Origin of the sequence: Streptomyces sp. NPDC057638 (genome assembly GCF_042800315.1) — a bacterium.
Lineage (GTDB): Bacteria > Actinomycetota > Actinomycetes > Streptomycetales > Streptomycetaceae > Streptomyces.
Genome location: NZ_JBHVHF010000027.1, coordinates 1 through 18,768 on the forward strand (window position 1 = coordinate 1; position 18,768 = coordinate 18,768).

The following is an 18,768-nucleotide window of genomic DNA, read 5'->3' on the forward strand; positions in this document are numbered from 1 at the left end:
CGGGACGGAAGATCCCGTAGGCGTGGCGGGCGTTCCCGCACCCGGGACGGAAGATCCCGTACCCGTGACGGAGGATCCCGTAGGCGTGGCGGGCGTTCCCGTACCCGTGACGGAGGATCCCGTACACGTACGGTGTCCCGCGCCCGCCGCCGAACCGGCCCCGCGCCCGCCGCCGACGAGCCGTCAGGGCCCGTACGCCGGTGGCGCGGTGGTGGAGGTCACGCCGGGGCGCCCGGTGGGTTGCGGAGTGATGAGGACAGTTCGCGGGCGACCTCCTGGAGGATCGGCACGATCCGTTCCGTCGCCTCGTCGGTGACCCGGCCCGCCGGTCCCGAGATGGAGATCGCCGCCGCCGTGGGGGAGTCGGGCACCGCCACCGCGAGACAGCGCACCCCCATCTCCTGCTCGTTGTCGTCGACCGCGTAGCCGCGGGCGCGCACCTCCGCCAGGGCGGTGAGAAAGCCGTCCGGGGTGGTGATGGTCCGGTCGGTGGCGGCGGGCATACCGGTACGGGAGAGCAGGGCGCGCACGGTATCGGCGGGAACGCCCGCGAGCAGCGCCTTGCCCACACCGGTGGAGTGCGGCAGCACCCGCCGCCCGACCTCGGTGAACATCCGCATCGAGTGCCGGGACGGCACCTGCGCCACATAGACGATCTCGTCGCCGTCCAGGAGGGCCATGTTCGCCGTCTCGCCGGTCTCGTCGACCAGGCGGGCCAGATGGGGACGCGCCCAGGTGCCCAGCAGGGTGGCGGCCGACTCGCCCAGCCGGATCAGCCGGGGCCCCAGCGCATAGCGCCGGTTGGGCTGTTGGCGGACATAGCCGCAGGCCACGAGGGTGCGCATCAGGCGGTGGATGGTGGGGAGCGGGAGGCCGCTGCTGGTGGACAGCTCACTCAGGCCGACCTCGCCGCCCGCGTCGGCCATCCGCTCCAGCAGATCGAAGGCGCGCTCCAGGGACTGGACTCCACCTCCGCCGTTCGTGGTCTTGGTGGCGTCGGAGGCGCTGGCGCTGGACGTCGGCACGGCTGGCGGGTCCTTTCGGGCGGGCGGACAAGGGAGCAGCCTACCCGGGGATCACGCCCGGCACATCGTGCTCCGTCCGGCGTCCTTCCCGGTCAGCCGGGGTCTCGGCGGGGGCGACGGCGTGGCCGGGCAGGTGTCCGGGCGTGCTCCGCCGCGGTCTCGTCGCGGTCTCACCGAGGCGTGGGGGTCACCGCGAACGGCTCTCCGCCGACCACTCTACCTTCTGTTGTGCGGAAACGACTTTTCGCCCAATGGAATTTGTACACCCTTGACGGGTGGCCCGCGCGGAGGAAAACTCCTTCAACAGTTCGTTGAATTTCAGGGGACGAGAGAGGGGCCGGGCTTGGACGCGCACAGCGACGCCCACCGGGGAGAACTGGTACTGCGCTCCACCCGGGTGGTGACCGAGGACGGACTGCGACCCGCCTCGGTCACCGTCGAGGGCGGGCGGATCGCGGCCGTCCTCCCGTATGACACGCCCGTACCGGCGGGGGTACGGCGGGTGGACACGGGCGACGACGTGGTCCTGCCCGGTCTGGTCGACACCCATGTGCATGTGAACGACCCCGGCCGCAGCGAGTGGGAGGGCTTCGCCACCGCCACCCGGGCCGCCGCCGCCGGAGGGATCACCACCCTCCTGGACATGCCCCTCAACTCGCTGCCGCCGACCACCACGGTCCCCCACCTCCGTACCAAACAGGACACCGCCCGCGGCGCGGTCCACGTCGACACCGGGTTCTGGGGTGGGGCGATCCCCGGGAACGCCGGGCGGCTGAGGGCGCTGCACGACGCCGGGGTCTACGGCTTCAAGTGTTTTCTCTCGCCGTCCGGGGTCGAGGAGTTCCCCGCGCTGGACCGGACCGGGCTGGCCCGGGCCATGGCCGAGACCACGGCCTTCGGCGGACTGCTCATCGTGCACGCCGAGGACCCCGCCGAACTGACCGGACAGCGCCCCGGCCCCGCCTACGCCGACTTCCTCGCCTCCCGGCCCCCGGCCGCCGAGAACACCGCCGTCGCCACCCTCGTCGAGCTGGCGCGGGAGCTGGACGCGCGCGTCCATGTGCTGCACCTGTCGTCCGCCGCCGCGCTGCCCGCGCTCGCCCGCGCCCGCGCCGAAGGGGTACGGATCACCGTCGAGACCTGCCCCCACTTCCTCACCCTCACCGCCGAGGAAGTCCCCGACGGCGCCACCGAGTTCAAGTGCTGCCCGCCGATCCGGGAGGCCGCCAACCAGGACGCCCTCTGGGCCGGGCTCGCCGACGGCACCATCGACGCCGTCGTCTCCGACCACTCGCCCTGCACCACCGGGCTGAAGACCGGGGACTTCGCCACCGCCTGGGGCGGGATCTCCTCGCTCCAGCTCGGTCTGCCCGCCGTATGGACCGCGGCCCGCGCCCGGGGCCACACGCTGGAGGACGTGGCGCGCTGGATGTCCACCGGGCCCGCCGCGCTCGCCGGTCTGCGCCACAAGGGCGCCATCGCCCCCGGCCGCGACGCCGACTTCGCCGTCCTGGCGCCCGACGAGCACTTCACCGTCGACCCCGCCCTGCTGCACCACCGCAACCAGGTCACCGCGTACGCGGGCCGCACACTCTACGGAACCGTCCGCTCGACCTGGCTCCGGGGCGTGCCCATCGCGACGGACACCGCCGCCTGCGCGCCGACCGGCCGACTCCTCGAAAGGGACGACTGACGATGCCGACCCCCTCCGCTTCCGCTCCCTCCCCCTCCTCAGACGCACTGCCCTCCTTCACCGGCGACGCCCGCCCCTACGGCGGCGGTGACCCCTACACCGACTACCGCACCGCCGACTTCCCCTTCACCCACCTCGCCGACCTCGCCGACCGCAGACTCGGGGGCGCTGTCCTCGCCGCCAACGACGAGTTCTTCGCCGAACGCGAGAACCTGCTCAAGCGGGACCGGGCCGCCTTCGACCCGGAGCACTTCGGCCACAAGGGCAAGATCATGGACGGCTGGGAGACCCGCCGCAGACGCGGTACCGGGTCCGCCGCCCCCCACCCCGGGGACGACGACCACGACTGGGCGCTGATACGCCTCGGCGCACCGGGCGTCGTCCGGGGGATCGTCGTCGACACCGCCCACTTCCGGGGCAACTACCCGCAGGCCGTCTCCGTCGAGGCCACCTCACTCTCCGGCACCCCCGGCGCCGCGGAACTCCTCGCCGAGGACATCGAGTGGACCACCCTGGTCCCCCGCACCCCCGTCGGCGGCCACGCCGCCAACGGCTTCGCGGTCGATGACGGCCACCGCTACACCCATCTGCGGCTGCGGCAGCACCCCGACGGCGGTATCGCACGGCTGCGGGTGTACGGAGAGATCGTCCCCGACCCCGCGTGGCTCGCCGCGCTGGGCACCATCGATCTGGTCGCCCTGGAGAACGGCGGCCAGGTGGAGGACGCCTCCGACCTCTTCTACTCCCCGGCCACCCACACCATCCAGCCCGGCCGCTCCCGGAAGATGGACGACGGCTGGGAGACCCGCCGCCGCCGTGACCGGGGCAACGACTGGATCCGCTACCGGCTGGTGGAACAGGGGGAGATCCGCGCGGTGGAGATCGACACCGCGTACCTCAAGGGGAACAGCGCGGGCTGGGTCGCCCTCACCGCCCAGGACGAGGTGGGCGGCGCGTGGGTGGAGATCCTCCCCAGGACCCGGCTCCAGCCGGACGCCGTCCACCGCTTCGTCCTGGGGCGGAAGGTGGTGGCCCGCCGGGTCCGGATGGACATCTACCCGGACGGCGGGATCTCACGGCTGCGGCTCTTCGGGGAACTGACGGGGGAGGGCGAGAAGCGGCTGCGCGACGCCTTCTGACCCGGCGGCGGGGGATACGGGGTCCCCGCACCCGGGTCCCACCGTACGGGAGGGGACGCGGCCGTCGTTCCCGAAGCGCCCCAAGGCCCCGGGCCTCCCGCCGCGGGGACGCGTCGTCGCGCCGTCCCTCACATCAAGAGGGATCCCGCCGCGCTGGCGGGACAACGACGGGACGTTCACCCTGGGAGAGCGACCGGGGCACGATCTCCGTAGCCGCTCACGACCGCAGCACTCAGGAGGCGGACAGCGACCATGGCTCACCTCACGATCACCACGTTCGTCACGCTCGACGGGGTGATGCAGGCCCCCGGCGGGCCCGAGGAGGACACCCGGGGCGGCTTCGCGCTCGGCGGCTGGTCCGTCCCGTACGGAGACGAGGACTTCGGCCGTTTCATGGGTGAGGTCTTCGACCGGGCCGGGGCCTTTCTGCTCGGGCGCCGGACCTACGACATCTTCGCCGGGTACTGGCCCCGCCACACCGACCCCACCGACCCCATCGCCTCCCGGCTCAACACCCTGCCCAAGTACGTGGCCTCCCGGACCCTGGAGCAGGCCGACTGGGAAGGCACCACCATCCTCGGCGGCGACCTCGCCACCGAGGTCGCCGCGCTCAAGGACGGCCTGGAGGAGGGCGAACTCCAGGTCCACGGCAGCGGCAGGCTCGCCCACGCCCTCATGGCCCACGACCTGATCGACACCGTGCGGCTGCTGGTCTTCCCCGTGGTCCTCGGGACCGGGCTGCGGCTCTTCGCGGACGGCGCGGTGCCGACGGCGTTCCACCACCGGGAGGCGCGGATGACGGGGGCGGGGGTGGCGATCCACACCTACGACCTGGCCGGCCGCCCCGAATTCGGCACCTTCGCCGACACCTGACCCCTCCCTCCATGGGGCCTGCCCCCGCCCGTGCGCGTCGCGGGCCCACGCGCTCCGGCGCGCCCCCGTCGCCGGGCGGGAACCGGCGGGCCCGTCCTGGGGGCATGGCTCACCTGACGGGCCCGTGGGGGTCAAGGGCGGTGCGCGTTGGCGGACATGGCCACCAGGGCGACGCCCAGGACCGTGATCACGATGTTCGTGAACAGCGCGTTGTCCCGCAGGACATCCGCGCTGTCCGTGAGTATCCGCGTGAAGCCCATGAAGGAGAACCACCCCGTCAGCTCCCGCAGGACCCCGCACCCGCCCAGGAACACCAGCACTCCGCCGCAGGTCTCGACAATCTTCCACATGGACCGATGATCGGCCGCCGCCCCCGCTCACCGCGTCCGTCCTCCGGACCGATCGGCGCGACGAAAGTCTCTTCCCCGGCGACTTTGGTGCCGGGCCGGGGCGCGTGGCGTGGCCCGGCGACCATGACCGCCTAAGTTGGGCGCATGACGCGCACGGAGTACCCCTGGCTTCTGCCTTCGGCCATGGTGGAGAGCATCGACCCGGACCGGCCGGGTGCGGTGGCGGGCGAGGAGGGCGAGGGCGACCGGCCCCGGGGCCGCAGGCCCCGCCGTACCGTGCGCGACTGGATCGTGGACACCGTGATGTTCGTCCTCGCGGCGCTGGTGGGGCTGGCGGCGGCCGAGACCAGCCAGGACGTCAACACCGGTCAGCCGATCGTCATCGTGGACCAGCTGGTCGGCGCCGCCGCCTGCTGTGCGCTGTGGCCGCGCCGGCGCTGGCCGGTGCAGTTGGCGGTGCTGCTGTCGCTGCTGGTCCTGGTCACCCCGGTCGCCGGGGGCGCCCAGATCGTGGCCGTCTTCAGCCTGGCGGTGCACCGGCCCTTCCGCCCCGTCGCCCTGGCCGGAGGGTTCGCCCTGCTGACCGCCGTCCTCCAGCCGCTGCTGCGGCCCGATCCGAGTATGAGTGTGCTCGGGTCGGTGCTGCTCGGGGTGGTGATGGTGCTGCTGGCGGTCGGCTGGGGGATGCTGGTGCGCTCCCGGCGCCAGCTGGTGGTGGTGTTGCGCGAGCGGGCGCGGCGGGCCGAGGCCGAGGCCGAGTTGCGGGCCGAGCAGGCCCAGCGGCTGGCCCGGGAGGCCATCGCCCGGGAGATGCACGATGTGCTCGCCCATCGGCTGACTCTGCTCAGTGTGCACGCGGGTGCGCTGGAGTTCCGGCCGGACGCCCCGCCCGCCGAGGTGGCGCGCGCCGCCGGGGTGATCCGTGACAGCGCCCATGAGGCGCTCCAGGATCTGCGGGAGATCATCGGGGTGTTGCGCACGCCCGGTGACGGTGATGGCGGCGACCGGCCCCAGCCCACGCTCGCCAGCCTGGACGCGCTGGTCGGCGAGGTCTGTGCGGCGGGCATGAAGGTGTCCCTGGAGAACGGCATCGACGCCCCGGACACCGTGCCGGCCGCGGTCGGCCGTACCGTCTACCGCATCGTCCAGGAGGGCCTGACCAACGCCCGCAAGCACGCGCCCGGCGCCGAGGTCACCCTCACCCTGCGGGGGCGCAAGGGCGAGGGGGTGACCGTCGAGGTCGACAATCCGGCGCCGGACGGCGAGGTTCCGAAGGTGCCCGGTTCGGGTCAGGGACTGATCGGCCTCACCGAGCGGGCCACGCTCGCCGGGGGCACCCTCCAGCACGGCCGGACCGGCGCGGGCGGCTTCCAGGTCCGGGCCTGGCTACCGTGGGCGGCATGACCATACGGCTGCTGGTCGTCGATGACGACCCTCTGGTGCGGGCGGGCCTCGCCCTGATGCTCGGCGGCGCGGAGGATGTGGAGATCGTGGGGGAGGGGGCCGACGGTGCGGAGGTCCCGGAGCTGGTGGAGCGGCTCCGGCCGGATGTGGTGCTGATGGACATCCGGATGCCCGCCGTCGACGGGCTCACCGCCACCGAGGAACTGCGCCGCCGCCCCCGGTCGCCCCAGGTGGTCCTGCTGACCACCTTCCACGCCGATGAGCAGGTGCTGCGCGCCCTGCGGGCCGGGGCGGCCGGGTTCGTCCTCAAGGACACCCCGCCCGCCGAGATCGTCGCGGCGGTACGGAGGGTGGCCGCGGGGGATCCCGTACTCTCCCCGTCCGTGACCCGGCAGCTGATGACGCGGGTCGCGGCGGAACCCGGGGACGAGCCGGGCTCCCCGGCCGGGGAGTCGCGGAACGGGGCCCGCCGCCGGGCGGCCGGGCAGCGCGTCGCCTCCCTCGCCGAGCGGGAGCGTGAGGTCGCCGTCGCCGTCGGACGCGGTCACTCCAACGCGGAGATCGCCGCGACCCTCTATATGAGCGTGCCGACGGTGAAGACGCATGTCTCACGGATCCTCGCCAAGCTCGGGCTCAACAACCGGGTGCAGATCGCCCTGTTGGCGCATGACGCCGGACTGCTCGACGAGGAGCCGTAGAGGGGCCGGTGTGACCGGGCGCGGGATGTGGCGAGCCCCGGCCATGAGGCCGACCGGGCGCGGGGTGTGGTCAGTCCGTGGCCGGGGCCGTCACGGTGACCGGGCGCCGGGTGCGGCGCGAGCGTTCGCACGCCTCCGCGATCCGCAGCGCCGCCAGCGCCTCACGCCCGTCGCACGGATTCGCTGTCTCTCCCCGTACCAGCCGTACGAAGGCATGCAGCTCGGCCTCGTACGCCGGGGCGAAGCGTTCGAGGAAACCGGGCCACGGCCGCTCGGGCGCGCCAGGGCCCCCGGGCTCCGTGGAGGTCAGCGGGGTGCGGTCGTCGAGCCCCACGGCGATCTGCCCGCGCTCGCCCGCCAGCTCCATCCGTACGTCGTACCCCGCGCCGTTGCACCGTGTCGCGGTCGCCGTCGCCAGTGTGCCGTCGTCGAGGGTGAGGATGGCGGCGGCCGTGTCGACATCGTCCGCGTCGCGGAACATCGCCCCGCCCGCGTCCGAGCCGGTCGCGTAGACCTCCACGACCTCCCGTCCGGTCACCCAGCGCAGGATGTCGAAGTCGTGCACCAGACAGTCCCGGTAGAGCCCGCCGGAGAGCGGCAGATACGCGGCGGGCGGAGGCGCCGGGTCCGCGGTGACCGCCCGGACGGTGTGCAGCCGCCCCAGCTCACCCGAACGGACCCGCTCCCGCGCGGCCGCGTACCCGGCGTCGAACCGGCGCATGAAACCGATCTGGAGCGTGGTGCCCGCGGACTCGACCTCGCGCAGCGCGTCGAGGGTGCCCGGCAGGTCCACGGCGATCGGCTTCTCGCAGAACGCGGGGAGACCGGCACGGGCCGCCCGTCCGATCAGCCCGGCGTGGGAGGCGGTCGCCGAGGCGATCACCACCGCGTCCACGCCGTCGAACAGTTCCTCCACCCCGGCCACCGTGGCGCCGACGGCCTCGGCGACCACGGCCGCCCGGGCCGGATCCGCGTCCGCCACGACCAGTGAGCCGACGTCCCGATGGCGGCTGAGGACCTCCGCGTGGAAGGCGCCGATACGTCCCGTACCGATGAGTCCGATGCGCATGCGCCCCAAAATGGCGCCGGGCCCACCACGATGTCAAGGGTTTGTCCTGACAACCTGACTTCAGGACTTCCCGTCAACATAAGCGGCGACTACGCTCGCCACGTGCCCAAACAGCCCAGACCCGTGACGGAACGCGCGCTGTCGCTCCACCTGAGCGTGGACAGGACCAGCCCGGTGCCGCTCTACTACCAGCTCTCGCAGCAGCTGGAGTCGGCCATCGAGCGCGGGGTGCTCACCCCCGGCAGCCTCCTCGGCAACGAGATCGAGCTGGCCGGGCGGCTGGGGCTCTCCCGCCCCACGGTCCGCCAGGCCATCCAGTCCCTCGTGGACAAGGGCCTGCTGGTACGGCGCAGAGGCGTGGGCACCCAGGTCGTCCACAGCCAGGTCAAACGCCCCCTGGAGCTGAGCAGCCTCTATGACGACCTGGAGGCCGCCGGACAGCGCCCCGCCACCGTCGTCCTCGCCAACGCGGAGTCCACCGCCGACGCGAAGGTCGCCGCCGCCCTCGGGGTGGCGGTGGGCAGCGAGGTCCAGCGCGTCCAGCGGCTGCGGTACGCCCACGGGGAGCCGATGGCCCTGCTCACCAACCATCTGCCGCCGGGCCTGTTCGACTGCGCCACCGCCCGCCTGGAGGCCACCGGCCTCTACCGGGTGATGCGGGCCGAGGGGATCACCCTGCACAGCGCCCGCCAGTCGGTCGGCGCGCGGGCGGCCTCGGCGACGGAGGCGGAACTCCTCGGGGAGGCGCCGGGCGCCCCCCTGCTGACCATGGAACGCACGACCTTCGACGACACCGGCCGCGCCGTGGAGTACGGCTCCCATCTCTATCGCGCCTCCCGGTACGCGTTCGAGTTCCAGCTCCTGGTCAGGTCCTGACGGCTCGCGGCCGCTGCGGGGCGAGCCCGTGGTGCGGGGCCCTCCGGGCCGTGGTCCGGTGCCGGGCGCGGTGTCGGTGGGGTTCCGTTGTGTGCGGTCCGCGGGTGCGGTGTCTGTCGCTGCCGCTGTGCTCTGTGTGCGGGGTTCGGGGGCCTCCGGGCTCACCTCCTCGTGAGCGGCGGACAAGACCCCCCTGTCCCGTGAGACCGGGTTGCCCCGCCACTCCCTGCGGGGGCGACCCTGCACCCCCCGAACGTGCCCCCGGAGCCCGGCTGTGGTGGTACCTGTCCGCGTGACCGTGGCCGTTGTCGATTCTCCGAAGGACGCCCGCCCCCGGTTTCTCGCGTGGGAGCCCCGCCACCGGGTCACACCCAGGGGCTATGCCGGTGAGTAGCTCCGTGCGACGATTCGCTCCACCCGAGGTCGGTTCTGAGCCAAAGGGGCGCGTCTGGGGGCACCCCCAGGCGCAGGCCTGGGGGATCTCGTGGCCGTCGCGCGGAGATCGCGAGGAACGAGCGATCGAGCACGTCGGACGCGAGACATCGACTAAAGCGCCCCGGAGGTGAAGAACCGCTAAAAAAAGAAGAAGTGCGTAAAAAGCAGCTAAAAAGCACCCGATGCGGACCCCGCGATCTGCCGTGACCCATACTTGGGCGGTTGGGGGGCGGGATATCGCCCCCAGGTCACGCCGGGGGACAGTGCCCCGGTCGGGGCGAGGACGAGTACGGCGAGAAGGGCACGGCACCGTGGCAAGGGCAAGGACAGGGGTACGCGCGCTCGGCGCGGTGCTGGCGACGGTGCTCGGACTCTCGCTGGCGGGATGCAGCAGCACCGGTGGCAAGCGGGCGGAGGACGCCCGTAAGGCGGAGGCGGCGGCGGGGAAGGCGGCCGTGAACACTCCGCGCTGGACCTTCGCGATGGTCACCCACTCCGGTGATGGCGACACCTTCTGGGACATCGTCCAGAACGGGGCCGAGCAGGCCGCCGCCAAGGACAACATCAACTTCGTCTATTCCAAGAGCGACGAGGCGCAGCAGCAGGCGCAGCTCGTCCAGACGGCGATCGACAAGAAGGTCGACGGTCTGATCGTCACCCTCGCCAAGCCGGACGCCATGAAGGCGGTCGTCGAGAAGGCCGTGGCCGCGGGTATCCCGGTGATCACGGTGAACTCGGGTGTCGACCAGTCCAAGGCGTTCGGCGCGCTGACCCATGTGGGTCAGGACGAGACGGTCGCCGGGGAGGCGGTCGGCGAGGAGCTGAACCAGCGGGGCAAGAAGAAGGCGCTGTGTGTCCTGCACGAGCAGGGCAATGTCGGGCACGAGCAGCGCTGCGCCGGGGCGAAGAAGACGTTCAAGGGGCAGTTGCAGAACCTGTACGTGGATGGCACGAACATGCCCGACGTCCAGGCGTCCATCGAGGCCAAGCTCCAGGCCGACCGGGCGGTCGACGCGGTCGTCACCCTCGGCGCGCCCTTCGCGGACACCGCCGTGAAGGCGAAGCAGAGCGCCGGGAGCAAGGCGGAGATCGACACCTTCGACCTCAATGCCAAGGTCGCCGCCAGTCTGAAGGACGGCAGGCTCGGCTTCGCCGTGGACCAGCAGCCGTATCTTCAGGGGTATGAGGCCGTGGATCTGCTGTGGCTCTACCGCTACAACGCGGATGTGCTCGGCGGCGGCAAGCCCGTACTGACCGGGCCGCAGATCATCACGCAGGACGAGGCCGCCCGGCTGGAGGACTACACCAAGCGGGGGACCCGATGAGCACCAGCGCGCCACCGGCCGAGGCCGCTCCCTCGCCGCCGTCCGATGAGCGGCTGATCCGGCTCTCGCCGTGGAAGCGGCTGCTGGGCCGTCCCGAGCTGGGCTCGGTGGTGGGTGCCATCGCCGTCTTCCTCTTCTTCTCGATCGTCGCCGACTCCTTTCTGCGGGCGGCGAGCCTCTCCACCGTCCTCTACGCGGCCTCCACGATCGGGATCATGGCGGTCCCGGTGGCGCTGCTGATGATCGGCGGTGAGTTCGACCTCTCGGCCGGTGTGCTGGTGACCAGCTCGGCGCTGGTGTCGTCGATGTTCAGCTACCAGATGACGGCCAATGTGTGGGTCGGTGTCGGGGTGTCCCTGCTGGTCACCCTGGCTATCGGCGTCTTCAACGGGGCCTTGCTGACCAGGACGAAGCTGCCGAGCTTCATCATCACGCTCGGCACCTTCCTGATGCTGACCGGACTGAACCTGGGCTTCACCAAGCTGATCAGTGGCACCGTCTCCACCAAGTCGATCGCCGATATGGAGGGCTTCGACTCGGCGAAGAAGGTCTTCGCCTCGGAGCTGACCCTCGGGGATGTCACCCTGAAGGTGACGATCCTGTGGTGGTTTGTCCTGATCGCCCTGGCGACATGGGTCCTGCTGCGGACGCGCTTCGGTAACTGGATCTTCGCGGTCGGCGGCGGTTCGGACGCGGCGCGGGCCGTCGGCGTCCCGGTCGTCAAGACCAAGATCGGCCTTTATATGGGGGTCGGCTTCGCGGCCTGGATCTCCGGCCAGCATCTGCTCTTCTCGTTCGACGTCGTGCAGTCCGGCGAGGGCGTCGGCAATGAGCTGATCTACATCATCGCGGCCGTGATCGGCGGCTGTCTGATCACCGGAGGGTACGGCTCCGCCATCGGCTCGGCCGTCGGCGCGTTCATCTTCGGCATGACGAGCAAGGGCATCGTCTACGCGGAGTGGAACCCGGACTGGTTCAAGTTCTTCCTCGGGGCGATGCTCCTCCTGGCCACCCTGCTGAACGCATGGGTCCGCAGACGAGCGGAGGCGACACGATGACCGAACCCGCTCTGGTGGAGCTGGACGGTGTCAGCAAGTTCTACGGGAACATCCGGGCCCTGGAGGGGGTCTCGCTGGAGGTGCGCTCCGGGGAGATCACCTGTGTCCTCGGGGACAACGGCGCCGGTAAGTCCACCCTGATCAAGATCATCGCGGGGCTGCACCAGCACGACGCGGGGACCTTCGCCATCGACGGCGAGGAGACCCGGCTGGCCAACCCCCGCGAGGCCCTGGACCGGGGCATCGCCACGGTCTACCAGGATCTCGCGGTCGTACCGCTGATGCCGGTCTGGCGGAATTTCTTCCTGGGTTCCGAGCCGACGAAGGGATCCGGCCCCTTCCGGCGCCTCGACGTCCGCCGGATGCGGGAGACCACCCGGACCGAGCTGCTGCGGATGGGCATCGACCTGCGCGATGTGGACCAGCCGATCGGGACCCTCTCCGGCGGTGAGCGCCAGTGCGTCGCCATCGCCCGCGCCGTGTACTTCGGCGCGAAGGTGCTGGTGCTGGACGAGCCGACCGCCGCGCTGGGGGTGAAGCAGTCCGGTGTCGTGCTGAAGTACGTGGCGGCGGCGCGGGACGCGGGGCTCGGCGTGGTGCTGATCACGCACAACCCGCACCACGCGTACCTGGTGGGGGACCGGTTCGTCCTGCTGAAGCGCGGCGCGATGACGGCGAGCCATACGAAGGACTCGGTGACGCTGGATGAGCTGACGCGGCAGATGGCGGGCGGGAGCGAGCTGGAGGACCTCAAGCACGAGCTCGCCCGCGCCGGAGCCACCCGCCGCGCCTGACCTCAGGCGCGCCCGGCTTGTGCGGGTCGGCCCCGCGCCCCTGCCGTTCCACGGCGCGCCCGCCTCGCGAGGCCCGGCGGAACAGACGCCCGCACCGGCCCCCGCGGCAGGGCACGCGCCTGTTCGCGCGGGCGAGGTCCCGCCGTGGGGACCGGGGCGGAGCGCCCGCAGGGTGCGGGGGGTGGGGGACCTGGCAGAATTCAGGGGTCTCGGGGCGCGGCCGCCTCGATCCGCCCACCGCCCCCTACACCCCGCAGGGACATGAGCACCTACCGCGATTTCGCGCACCGCGGCTCCGCCCGCGCCACCGTCCTGCGAACCGTCGGCACCCGTGAGCGCCGTTCGCATCTCACCGCGCCTCGTGTGCCGACCGTCGGCATCGACATCGGCGGTACGAAGGTGATGGCGGGTGTCGTCGACGCCGACGGGGTGATCCTGGAGAAGGTCCGTACCGAGACCCCGGACAAGTCGAAGAGCCCCAAGGTCGTCGAGGACACCATCTGCGAGCTGGTCCTGGATCTCTCCGACCGCCACGATGTGCACGCCGTCGGGATCGGCGCCGCGGGCTGGGTGGACGCGGACCGTTCCACCGTCCTCTTCGCCCCGCATCTGGCGTGGCGTAATGAACCGCTGAGGGACGCCCTGTCCGCGCGGCTCGCCGTGCCGGTCCTGGTCGACAATGACGCCAACACCGCCGCGTGGGCGGAGTGGCGCTTCGGCGCGGGCCGGGGCGAGGACCATCTGGTGATGATCACGCTGGGTACCGGTATCGGCGGCGCGATCCTGGAGGACGGCCGGGTCAAGCGCGGCAAGTTCGGGGTGGCCGGCGAGTTCGGGCATATGCAGGTGGTGCCCGGTGGTCACCGCTGCCCGTGTGGCAACCGGGGTTGCTGGGAGCAGTACAGCTCGGGGAACGCGCTCGTCCGCGAGGCGAGGGAGCTGGCGGCCGCCGACTCTCCCGTGGCCCACACCCTCATCGAGCGGGTGGGCGGCTCGGTCGGTGACATCACCGGCCCGCTGATCACCGAGCTGGCCCGTGAGGGCGACCCGATGTGCGTCGAGCTGTTCCAGGACATCGGGCAGTGGCTGGGTGTCGGCATCGCTAATCTCGCCGCCGCGCTCGATCCGTCGTGCTTCGTCATCGGTGGTGGCGTCAGCGCCGCCGACGATCTGCTGATCGGCCCGGCGCGGGACGCCTTCCGGCGCCATCTCACCGGCCGGGGCTACCGGCCCGAGGCCAGGATCACCAAGGCGCAGCTCGGCCCCGAGGCGGGCATGGTCGGCGCCGCCGACCTGGCCCGGCTGGTGGCGCGCCGTTTCCGCCGGGCGAACCGGCGCCGGGTGGAGCGCCAGGAGCGGTACGAGCGGTACGCGCAGGCCCTGCGCAGCTCCACTTCCTCGGCCCGCCCGGAACAGGGGCCCTAGGCACCTCCGTGCCGCCGGGCACCGGGCGGGAGAGGGCCGGCCTGAGCGGGAGTACCCGCCGGGTCCGGGCGGGTACGCCCACTCGGGCCACCGGGCCCAGGGGGAGAGCGCGGCGCCCGGCGGTAGCCGGGAGAGGCATCCGAACCCGGCACGATCCGGCACGATCCAGAACGGGACGCCATGGCGTCCCCGGTGCCGGGGCCGCCGTACCTCCCGTACGGGTGGGGCGGACGGACCGGCGGCGGGGATCCCCCGTCGACTCGCCGCTTGAGCGGGCGGTGGAGCACCGGCCGGGATCCCCGGTCCACGCGCCCGGACCGAGCTCCGGCACCCTTGAGCCCGTGCGCGCGCCTGTGCGCCCATGGGCGGCGACCGGCGGGCGCCCTGGCGAGCCCCGTAGAATTACCCCTTCCGATTCCAGTGGCCCCCAGGAACCAGGAACCCCGTGATGACCGTCCCGCGCCAGCCGAACTCCCCGGACGAGGGCAGCAGCCCCGCCGAGGGGCGACGGCATATGATCCTCCGCCGCTGGCTGACGGCGATGACCATCGTCCTGCTGATCGGTGTCCCGGCGGGCTATCTCGTGATCTCCGCCCAGCAGAGCCGGGAGAGCGGCCGGGACAAGGCCGCCGAGTCCTCGGCCCAGGGGCTGCGCGAGAGCTGGCCGTCCCAGATGAAGCGGCGGGTCTTCGAGGTGCCGATCCCGCCGAAGTCCAAGGACGTGGCCTACTTCGAGACCAGCAACTGGAAGACCAGCAGGCTGTACGTGGAGTTCCGCACCACCCCGACGGGCCTGGACCGCTTCCTGGAGGGGGTCGGCACCGACCGGGAGGCGCTCCAAGGCGACAAGGTGACGATCCGGGCCAAGGACGCCCGTACCGTCGGCTGGGACTTCACCGCGCCACGGGAGTGGGCCGCGACCACCCATGAGGGGAAGGATCCCCGGCCCACCAAGGACATCACCGTGGATATGACCAACGAGAAGCGGCCCGTGGTCTACGTGGTCTCCACGGCCAACCCCTGACCCGTCCCGCCCCGCCGGGCCCCGCGCCCCGAAGTCAGGGGGCGCTCGTCGGGACCTGACCCCAGGGTCACTACGGTGTGTCGGGTGAGTGAGACGCAGAAGCCCCCCACACAGACTCCCCCGCCGATCCCACAGTCCTCGCCGCCTCCGCAGCCGCTCCTGCCGCAGGGCACCCACCGCGAGGGGCCGCCTCCGCAGCCGGGGGCCGTGGGCGTGAGCGGGGCTTTCGGGCCCCCGATCGCTCTGGACGCTCCAGGCGGGCCCGCCGCCTCGGCTGTCCCCGCCGCTCCCGCTCCCGCCGCCTCCGCCGTCCCGATGGCCGGAGCACCTCAGGCCCCGCACACCCCTGAGACGCCCCAGGCGGCCCATGTCCCTCAGGCCCCTGGCGTACCGGGAGTCGTGGGTACACCGGGCGTACTGGGGTCCCCGGGCGTACCGGGAGTCGTGGGTACACCGGGCGTATTGGGGGTCGCGGAGGCCGCCCAGGCCCCCGGCGCCCCCGGCGCCCCCGGCGCCCCCGGCGCCCCTGAGGCCCCGCGGGCCACTCAGGCCGCACAGACTCCGGCCGCTCACCCGGGCACCTCCGTGCCCGCCACCCCCCTGGCGCCCACTCCCCAGTCGCCCACCCTCCAGTACCGCGTCGACGGCCCCGATGACGCGCCCGTCCTCGTCCTCGGGCCCTCGCTCGGCACCACCTGGCATATGTGGGACCGGCAGATCGCCGAGCTGGCGGGGGAGTGGCGGGTCATCCGCTACGACCTGCCGGGGCACGGTGGTGCGCCCGCGCACCCGGTCAGCTCCGTCGCGGAGCTGACCGCGCGACTCCTCGCCACCCTGGACGAACTGGGGGTGCGCCGGTTCGGCTACGCGGGCTGCTCCATCGGCGGCGCCGTCGGTATCGAGCTGGCGCTGCGCCATCCGCACCGGATCGCCTCGCTCGCCGTGGTCGCGGCCTCGCCCCGGTTCGGCACCGCCGACGAGTTCCGCCAGCGCGGTGTCATCGTCCGCAGCAACGGTCTGGAGCCCATCGCCCGCAGCACCCCCGAGAACTGGTTCACCCCCGCCTTCGTCGCCGCCCAGTCCGCGATCGTCGAGTGGGCGGTGCAGATGGTGCGCACCACCGACCCCGGCTGCTACATCGCGGCCTGTGAGGCGCTCGCCACCTTCGACGTCCGTGCCGAGCTGGGCGGGGTCGCCGTTCCGACCCTGGTCCTGGTGGGCTCGGAGGACCAGGTCACCGGTCCCGCGGAGGCGCGCACCCTCGTCGCCGGGATACCGGACGCCCGGCTGGCGCTGGTGCCCGGCGCCTCTCATCTGGCCCCGGTCGAGCAGCCCACCGCCGTGACCGATCTGCTCGGCCGCCACTTCGCGGGCGTCGCCCAGGACACCCTCTCGGCGATCCCCGTCGCGCCCGCTCCGGCCGCCCCCGTCGCCCCTCCGGTGACTCCTGTCGCCCCTGTCGCTCCCGTCGCCGAGACCGAAGCCACTGAAGCCGGGGAGCCGGAGTCGTACGCGGCGGGGCGGCCCGATCCGTACGACACCGGGATGCGGGTGCGGCGCGAGGTCCTCGGGGACGCCCGGGTGGACGAGGTGATGGGCCGCGCCGACGCCTTCGGCGCCGACTTCCAGGAGCTGCTCACCCGCTACACCTGGGGCGAGGTGTGGGCGCGGGAGGGTCTTGACCGCAGGATCCGCAGCGCGGTCGCGCTGACCGCGCTGGTCGCCGGGGGCCACCGGGAGCAGATCGCGGCCCACACCCGGGCGGCCCTGCGCAACGGGCTGACCCCGGACGAGATCCGGGAGATCCTGCTCCAGACCGCCGTGTACTGCGGGGTGCCCGCCGCGGAGACGGCGTTCGAGGTGGCGGGCCTGGTGATACGGGAGGAGACCACGCCGCGTCCGTAGCAGGATGGGGCTTATGAGGCTCACCAAGAAGAGGCACTCCTGTGTGCGGCTGGAGCGGGACGGGGCCGTCCTCGTCATCGACCCGGGCGCCTTCAGCGAGGAGGACGCGGCCGTCGGCGCGGACGCCGTCCTGATCACCCATGAGCACCCGGACCACTTCGAGGAGGGCCGGGTGCGGGCCGCCCTGGCGGCGGGGGCCGAGGTGTGGGCGCCGCGGAGCGTGGCCGAGCGGCTCGCGCCCGCCTACCCCGGGCGGGTCCACACCGTCGGCCACGGGGACACCTTCACCGCGGCCGGTCTTCCGGTCGAGGTCCACGGCGAGCTGCACGCGGTGATCCATCCGGATGTTCCACGGATCACCAACGTGGGGTTCCTGGTGGACGGCTCGGTCTTCCACCCGGGTGACGCGCTCACCGTCCCCGAACGTCCCGTGGACACGCTGATGCTGCCCGTCCAGGCGCCGTGGAGCAAGATCTCCGAGGTGATCGACTATGTACGGGAGGTGGCTCCCCGGCTCACGATCGATATCCACGACGCGCTGCTGACCGATATCGCCCGGCCGATCTACGACGGGCACATCACGAACCTGGGCGGTGCCCACCACCAGCGGCTGACCCCCGGGGAGGGCACGGAGCTGTGACGCCGGGCGGACCGGCGAGGTCCGCCCGCACCCGCTCTCGGGCCCGTGCCGGTTCGGCTCCGGCTCCTGCCCGTACGGCTCACGCCCGTGTCCGTACGGCTCGCGTCCCTTTCCGTTCCGTACGGCTCCGGTCCGGTTCGCGGCTGTCCCGGTGGGTGCTCGGCCCGGGGCGGGCGGGGGCCGGGGGCGCGCCGGGCGTGAGTGTCAGACCCCGGCATTAGGCTTCTTCCCATGCGCATCGCCACGTGGAACGTCAACTCGATCACCGCCCGGCTGCCCCGGCTGCTGGCCTGGCTCCAGAGCAGCGGCACCGACGTGCTCTGCGTACAGGAGACCAAGTGCACGGCCGAGCAGTTCCCCGCCGCCGAGCTGCGCGAGATCGGGTACGAGTCCGCGGTCCACGCCGACGGCCGGTGGAACGGGGTGGCGCTGATCTCCCGGGTCGGCCTCGACGACGTGGTCACGGGTCTGCCCGGCGGCCCCGAGTACGGGGGCGTGAGCGAGCCGCGCGCCATCTCCGCCACCTGCGGCCCGGTCCGTCTCTGGTCGGTGTACGTGCCCAACGGGCGCGAGGTCACCCATGACCACTACACCTACAAGCTGGCCTGGCTGGCGGCCCTGAAGGACGCGGTGACCGCCGACGCGGCGGGTGAGCGGCCCTTCGCCGTGCTGGGCGACTACAACATCGCGCCCACCGACGCCGATGTGTGGGACCGTTCCGCCTTCGAGGGCAGCACCCATGTCACCGAGCCCGAGCGGGCGGCGCTGGCGGCCCTGCGGGAGACTGGGCTCACCGATGTGGTGCCGCGCCCGCTGAAGTACGACCACCCGTTCACCTACTGGGACTACCGCCAGCTCGGCTTCCCCAAGAACCGGGGCATGCGGATCGACCTGGTCTACGGCAACGGCCCGTTCGCCGGGGCGGTCAAGGACGGCTATGTCGACCGGGAGGAGCGCAAGGGCAAGGGCGCCTCCGACCACGCCCCGGTCGTGGTGGATCTCGACGTCTGACGCGGAAACCCGGGGGCGCGTTGC

General features: G+C 72.5%; 17 protein-coding genes. 14 read left to right on the top strand and 3 right to left on the bottom strand.

What is annotated here, in order from left to right; translation table 11 throughout:
• Window positions 1–218: 218 nt before the first annotated feature.
• A complete protein-coding gene (locus ACFVIM_RS06355) occupies window positions 219–1,025 on the bottom strand; it encodes an IclR family transcriptional regulator (protein ID WP_384299198.1) in 807 nt (268 codons plus the stop codon).
• A 343-nt stretch (window positions 1,026–1,368) separates the two neighbouring features.
• Between ACFVIM_RS06355 and allB the strand changes: the two genes are divergently transcribed.
• The 3 genes from allB to ACFVIM_RS06370 all read left to right on the top strand — a co-directional run bounded on the left by allB (window position 1,369) and on the right by ACFVIM_RS06370 (window position 4,730).
• Entirely contained in the window at window positions 1,369–2,718 is a 1,350-nt protein-coding gene (allB, locus tag ACFVIM_RS06360; RefSeq protein ID WP_384299200.1) for an allantoinase AllB, read from the top strand.
• 2 nt (window positions 2,719–2,720) lie between these two features.
• The gene (alc, locus tag ACFVIM_RS06365) at window positions 2,721–3,857 is read left to right on the top strand and encodes an allantoicase (protein ID WP_384299203.1); all 1,137 of its coding nucleotides are present in this window, start codon (window positions 2,721–2,723) and stop codon (window positions 3,855–3,857) included.
• A 252-nt stretch (window positions 3,858–4,109) separates the two neighbouring features.
• Window positions 4,110–4,730, top strand: a complete 621-nt coding sequence (locus ACFVIM_RS06370; RefSeq protein ID WP_384299206.1) for a dihydrofolate reductase family protein — start codon at window positions 4,110–4,112, stop codon at window positions 4,728–4,730.
• 131 nt (window positions 4,731–4,861) lie between these two features.
• Here the strand turns inward: ACFVIM_RS06370 and ACFVIM_RS06375 are convergent, their stop codons facing one another.
• Complete coding sequence (locus ACFVIM_RS06375; RefSeq protein WP_384299209.1) at window positions 4,862–5,080, bottom strand: hypothetical protein; 219 nt, start codon at window positions 5,078–5,080, stop codon at window positions 4,862–4,864.
• 144 nt (window positions 5,081–5,224) lie between these two features.
• Between ACFVIM_RS06375 and ACFVIM_RS06380 the strand changes: the two genes are divergently transcribed.
• Both ACFVIM_RS06380 and ACFVIM_RS06385 read left to right on the top strand, forming a co-directional pair.
• Complete coding sequence (locus ACFVIM_RS06380) at window positions 5,225–6,484, top strand: sensor histidine kinase (protein WP_384299212.1); 1,260 nt, start codon at window positions 5,225–5,227, stop codon at window positions 6,482–6,484.
• Entirely contained in the window at window positions 6,481–7,182 is a 702-nt protein-coding gene (locus ACFVIM_RS06385) for a response regulator (protein ID WP_384299215.1), read from the top strand. Before ACFVIM_RS06380 ends, ACFVIM_RS06385 begins: the two co-directional genes overlap by 4 nt.
• Window positions 7,183–7,252: 70 nt before the next feature.
• On the opposite strand, the gene ACFVIM_RS06390 is transcribed toward ACFVIM_RS06385, so the two are convergent.
• Complete coding sequence (locus tag ACFVIM_RS06390) at window positions 7,253–8,251, bottom strand: Gfo/Idh/MocA family oxidoreductase (RefSeq protein WP_384299218.1); 999 nt, start codon at window positions 8,249–8,251, stop codon at window positions 7,253–7,255.
• Between the two features lie 102 nt (window positions 8,252–8,353).
• On the opposite strand from ACFVIM_RS06390, the gene ACFVIM_RS06395 reads away from it, so the two are divergent.
• The 9 genes from ACFVIM_RS06395 to ACFVIM_RS06435 all read left to right on the top strand — a co-directional run bounded on the left by ACFVIM_RS06395 (window position 8,354) and on the right by ACFVIM_RS06435 (window position 18,744).
• Window positions 8,354–9,127 (top strand): GntR family transcriptional regulator, encoded by a 774-nt coding sequence (locus ACFVIM_RS06395; protein WP_384299222.1) that lies wholly within the window; start codon window positions 8,354–8,356, stop codon window positions 9,125–9,127.
• Window positions 9,128–9,873: 746 nt separating this feature from the next.
• Window positions 9,874–10,887: a sugar ABC transporter substrate-binding protein gene (locus ACFVIM_RS06400; protein ID WP_384299225.1), complete on the top strand. Its 1,014-nt coding sequence runs from the start codon at window positions 9,874–9,876 to the stop codon at window positions 10,885–10,887.
• Window positions 10,884–11,945, top strand: coding sequence for an ABC transporter permease (locus ACFVIM_RS06405; protein WP_384299228.1), 1,062 nt, complete (start codon window positions 10,884–10,886; stop codon window positions 11,943–11,945). Before ACFVIM_RS06400 ends, ACFVIM_RS06405 begins: the two co-directional genes overlap by 4 nt.
• A complete protein-coding gene (locus ACFVIM_RS06410) occupies window positions 11,912–12,739 on the top strand; it encodes an ATP-binding cassette domain-containing protein (RefSeq protein ID WP_384299231.1) in 828 nt (275 codons plus the stop codon). The genes ACFVIM_RS06405 and ACFVIM_RS06410 overlap by 34 nt, the downstream gene beginning before the upstream one ends.
• 261 nt (window positions 12,740–13,000) lie before the next feature.
• A complete protein-coding gene (locus ACFVIM_RS06415) occupies window positions 13,001–14,164 on the top strand; it encodes an ROK family glucokinase (protein WP_384299234.1) in 1,164 nt (387 codons plus the stop codon).
• 448 nt (window positions 14,165–14,612) lie between these two features.
• Window positions 14,613–15,188, top strand: coding sequence for a hypothetical protein (locus tag ACFVIM_RS06420; RefSeq protein ID WP_384299237.1), 576 nt, complete (start codon window positions 14,613–14,615; stop codon window positions 15,186–15,188).
• A 315-nt stretch (window positions 15,189–15,503) separates the two neighbouring features.
• Window positions 15,504–17,093 (top strand): alpha/beta fold hydrolase, encoded by a 1,590-nt coding sequence (locus ACFVIM_RS06425; protein WP_384299240.1) that lies wholly within the window; start codon window positions 15,504–15,506, stop codon window positions 17,091–17,093.
• Window positions 17,094–17,106: 13 nt separating this feature from the next.
• A complete protein-coding gene (locus ACFVIM_RS06430; RefSeq protein ID WP_384299243.1) occupies window positions 17,107–17,733 on the top strand; it encodes an MBL fold metallo-hydrolase in 627 nt (208 codons plus the stop codon).
• Window positions 17,734–17,964: 231 nt separating this feature from the next.
• The gene (locus tag ACFVIM_RS06435) at window positions 17,965–18,744 is read left to right on the top strand and encodes an exodeoxyribonuclease III (protein WP_384299246.1); all 780 of its coding nucleotides are present in this window, start codon (window positions 17,965–17,967) and stop codon (window positions 18,742–18,744) included.
• The last annotated feature ends 24 nt before the right edge of the window (window positions 18,745–18,768 follow it).

Coding starts and splice junctions, on each gene's coding strand:
- ACFVIM_RS06410 (WP_384299231.1), top strand. CDS start 11,912: ATGGGTCCGCAGACGAGCGGAGGCGACACGATGACCGAACCCGCTCTG.
- ACFVIM_RS06425 (WP_384299240.1), top strand. CDS start 15,504: ATGGCCGGAGCACCTCAGGCCCCGCACACCCCTGAGACGCCCCAGGCG.
- ACFVIM_RS06435 (WP_384299246.1), top strand. CDS start 17,965: ATGCGCATCGCCACGTGGAACGTCAACTCGATCACCGCCCGGCTGCCC.
- alc (WP_384299203.1), top strand. CDS start 2,721: ATGCCGACCCCCTCCGCTTCCGCTCCCTCCCCCTCCTCAGACGCACTG.
- ACFVIM_RS06385 (WP_384299215.1), top strand. CDS start 6,481: ATGACCATACGGCTGCTGGTCGTCGATGACGACCCTCTGGTGCGGGCG.
- ACFVIM_RS06380 (WP_384299212.1), top strand. CDS start 5,225: ATGACGCGCACGGAGTACCCCTGGCTTCTGCCTTCGGCCATGGTGGAG.
- ACFVIM_RS06420 (WP_384299237.1), top strand. CDS start 14,613: ATGACCGTCCCGCGCCAGCCGAACTCCCCGGACGAGGGCAGCAGCCCC.
- ACFVIM_RS06390 (WP_384299218.1), bottom strand. CDS start 8,251: ATGCGCATCGGACTCATCGGTACGGGACGTATCGGCGCCTTCCACGCG.
- ACFVIM_RS06430 (WP_384299243.1), top strand. CDS start 17,107: ATGAGGCTCACCAAGAAGAGGCACTCCTGTGTGCGGCTGGAGCGGGAC.
- ACFVIM_RS06370 (WP_384299206.1), top strand. CDS start 4,110: ATGGCTCACCTCACGATCACCACGTTCGTCACGCTCGACGGGGTGATG.
- ACFVIM_RS06415 (WP_384299234.1), top strand. CDS start 13,001: ATGAGCACCTACCGCGATTTCGCGCACCGCGGCTCCGCCCGCGCCACC.
- ACFVIM_RS06405 (WP_384299228.1), top strand. CDS start 10,884: ATGAGCACCAGCGCGCCACCGGCCGAGGCCGCTCCCTCGCCGCCGTCC.
- ACFVIM_RS06375 (WP_384299209.1), bottom strand. CDS start 5,080: ATGTGGAAGATTGTCGAGACCTGCGGCGGAGTGCTGGTGTTCCTGGGC.